This window comes from Rhodococcus sp. BS-15, assembly GCF_000813105.1.
Taxonomy (GTDB): Bacteria; Actinomycetota; Actinomycetes; order Mycobacteriales; family Mycobacteriaceae; genus Rhodococcoides.
The window spans coordinates 1-3,315 of record NZ_BAOX01000411.1 but is presented as its reverse complement, the minus strand read 5'-3'; the positions used below and the strand labels follow the sequence as shown (position 1 = coordinate 3,315).

At 65.4% G+C, this 3,315-nt stretch carries 4 protein-coding genes; 1 reads left to right on the top strand and 3 read right to left on the bottom strand.

Annotated elements, in window-relative coordinates:
• Positions 1–1,592, top strand: a 1,592-nt coding sequence (locus RHBS_RS29330; RefSeq protein ID WP_187298640.1) for a sel1 repeat family protein, incomplete at its 5' end; no start/stop codon positions are given.
• A gap of 72 nt (positions 1,593–1,664) precedes the next feature.
• Here the strand turns inward: RHBS_RS29330 and RHBS_RS25970 are convergent.
• The 3 genes from RHBS_RS25970 to RHBS_RS25960 form a co-directional block, all read right to left on the bottom strand.
• Positions 1,665–1,925, bottom strand: a complete 261-nt coding sequence (locus RHBS_RS25970; RefSeq protein WP_128646824.1) for a hypothetical protein — start codon at positions 1,923–1,925, stop codon at positions 1,665–1,667.
• A 2-nt stretch (positions 1,926–1,927) separates the two neighbouring features.
• Complete coding sequence (locus RHBS_RS25965; protein ID WP_128646823.1) at positions 1,928–3,058, bottom strand: hypothetical protein; 1,131 nt, start codon at positions 3,056–3,058, stop codon at positions 1,928–1,930.
• A gap of 5 nt (positions 3,059–3,063) precedes the next feature.
• Positions 3,064–3,315 (bottom strand): hypothetical protein (locus RHBS_RS25960; protein ID WP_236745417.1); only part of this gene is annotated, 252 nt, incomplete at its 5' end.

Genomic DNA, 3,315 nt, shown 5'->3' with positions numbered 1-3,315 from the left:
ATCTCGACCCCACCACCCTCTCCACCCTACGAGTCCTACGCACCTCAGAATTCCTGTACGTCCACGACCGCACCGACACCGCTGTAGCCTGGCTACTCCCCGCCACCCATCAAGGGAACGCTGTAGCGGCGCACAACCTTGGAGCCATCGCCGACAAGCTCGGCCCCGCCACTCTCATTCACGGCCGCACGTCCACAGGCTGGTGGATGATCGCCGCCGAACAGGGCATGGCGGCCGCTGCATTCAACCTCGGAATCGCCGCTGCGCGGGCGGGTACAAATGCGGTTGTCGAAGGACGCACCGCGGTCCAGTGGTGGCTCATCGCGCACGAACGCGGCATGGCCGCCGCCGCCTTGAACCTAGGAAACGCTGCGAACCAAGTAGGCCTCGACGCCGTCGTCGAAGACCGCACCGCCACCCAGTGGTGGCTCATCGCGCACGAACGCGGCATGGCCGCCGCCGCCTTGAATCTAGGAACCGTTGCGAACCAATTCGGCCTCGATGCTGTCGTCGAAGGCCGCACCGCCACCGGCTGGTGGTTGCTTGCCGCCGAACGCGGCAACCCCGACGCTGCCTACTACCTCGGAGATGCCGCAAACGAGATCGGTCCCGACGCAATCCTCCACGGTCGTTCTTCCGTAGGGTGGTGGCGGATCGCCGCAGCACGCGGGCACCCCGCCGCCGCTTACAACCTCGGTATAGCAGCCGACCGTGCAGGTCCGAATGCAATCGTCGAAGCACGGACCGCCATTCAGTGGTGGAGAATATCCGCCGAGAACGGAAACGTCGGTGCGGCTCATAACCTCGGAGTTGCCGCTCACGAAGCGGGTCTGGACGCAATCATCGAAGGACGGACCGCCACCGAATGGTGGGCTCTTGCGGCCGAGAACGGCCACGCATCCGCTGCGGACAATTTGGGCATAGTCGCGGCCAGCATCGGTCGCGACGCCATCGTCGAAGGACGGACCGCCACCGAATGGTGGTTGCTCGGGGCCGAGCATGGCAGCCCCGACGCCGCGTTCAACCTCGGAAACGCCGCCCGCGCTACCGGCCCTGAAACCGCCATTCAAGGCCGCACCGCCATCGAGTGGTGGCTGATCGCCCACGAACGCGGAAGCGCCGATGCCGCATACCGATTCGGACTTGACGCATACCAGGCCGATCCGACCGCCGTCATCAAAGGTCGCACCGCCATCGAATGGTGGCTGATCGCCCACAACCGGGGAGACACCCGCGCGACGTACAACCTCGGGTTTGCTGCCGATCGGGCGGGCCCAAACACCGTTGTCGGTGGCCACTCCGCGACCGGGTGGTGGTTGCTTGCCGCACAACGTGGCAGCGTCGACGCCGCCTTGAACCTCGGAAATGCCGCGTATCAGATGGGTCCGAATACCGTCGTCGAAGGGCGCACCGCCGTCGACTGGTGGCTGCTCGCCTACGAACGCGGTGGTCCCTCAACCCTGAAGGCCGCCTCCAATCTCGCAGCGGTTGCCGAGGAGTTCGGGCTAGATGGCGCTATCGGGGGTCGCACTGCTTTGGAGTGGCGGCGTCTTGCTCGTGGTGAGGCCGACGGCCCCACGTCGGGGCCCTGAGCCTGGATGTATCGCCGTCACAGACTGATCGGGCCCCGACACGCCTTTCGTGTCGGGGCCTTATTCAGATTGCTAATCCAGCTTCTTGCGGTCCTTCTTGTCGAGGAGATGGGTGTTCTTGAGGGCGTCGTTCTTGGTGCGGGTCGCTTCGCGGAGGATGCGGTCGGTGTCGCGGCGGGTCTGCGGGAGGCGGACTTCCTTGGTGTAGTCGGCCTGGCGTTTGGCGAGGCTGGGGCCGGTGTTCTTGACCGTGGGGTCACCGCCGGAGCCGGCGAGTGCCCCGACGATGCCGATGACGGCCTGTGCGCGGTTGAGGCGATCCTTCAAGCTCATGGTCAGTTCTCCTTGGTGGTGAGTCCGAGTACGGATTCCGGATTGCGGCTGTCGGCGAGGTCGGCGGGGGCGTGACCGGAGACGAGCAGCTGGTGGTGCTCGGTGAGCTGCCCAGCCTGGGCGACAGCGAGGGCGAAACTGTCGACCTGGAAGGTCGGGGCGGGCAGCGGGTCCTGGCGGCCGACGTAGGAGCGGGCGATCGTGATGGCCTTGTCGGCACTGCTGCGGGTCACGACGAGGCGGGCGTGCTCGGTGGCATCGGTGATCTGGCGGTTGAGGTCGGCGAGCTTGAGTCCGGCCTGCTCGACGAGTTCGGCGCGTTCGGCCCGGTTGTTCTCGATATCGGCGGAGCGGCGGGTGAGCTGGGCGGTGACCGCATCGAGCTGTTCGGTGGTCTCGGAGCCGTTCTCGTATTCGGACATGTAGTTGACGTAACCGGATCCGCCGATGACCAGGGCGAAGAAGATCGCCAGAGGAATCATCACGTAGATCGGGGCTCCGGCGTCGTTGCCGTCGTGAATGATCCGCAGCATCATCACGATAGCGGCAATGGAGACGAGCGCGCCGAGCCCGACACGTTCGGCGAGGATCCTCTTGAAGGACGCACCGTTGCGGTCGATGGTGGCGTCGATGGTCTTGAAGCGGCGGTGCCTGCGCCCGGTGAGGCGGGTGATCCAGGTGAACGCGAGAGTGCCCAGAACCGCGAACACCGCAGCGACGGCCATCTTGATGATCTGGCCGACATCGCCGGTGAGCGCGAGAACGATGTTGGCGTTGAGCAGACCCATCGTCAAGAACAGAAAGATCGGGAAGTCGATCGCGAGGAACAACTTCTCGGTCCTGGTGTTGCGGTCACGGTCGCGATAGTGGCCGGTCGCACCGTTGCGGTGGGCACCGTCGATCACCCCGCGGAGCTCATCGTGCTTGGCCTGAGCCTGGTCGGGGGTGAGGCGCTCGTGGTTCGGGCCGACGATCACCCGCTCGCTACGGAGCTCGATGTTCCGGTCGATCTGGTTGATCCCGGCGAAGATCCTCTTGATCAGCGAGATACTGCCGGCGATGGGGCCGCGTGAGGCCTTCTCCAGACTGTCTTCGGCCTTCGTGATCGGTACGCTGCGGACCTTGCCTTCCATCAACGTCAACTCTCACCGACGGGCGGTTCGGGAAGGCGACTGTATTCGCGGACGATCGCGCCGGTTCCGACGAGCTGACGCAAGGGGATGGGCCCCATCGCGAGGCAGGACGTGACCTTCTCGGAGGTGGGGATCTTCACGGGATCCGGCGCGGGAGTGGTGCCGTTCTGAAGCTGGGCGAATTCGCGGGCGAAGTCGCCGTTGGACGGGCCGCGGTTGTGCAGTTCGGTCATGTCGGTGTCCTTGGTGGTTGGGGC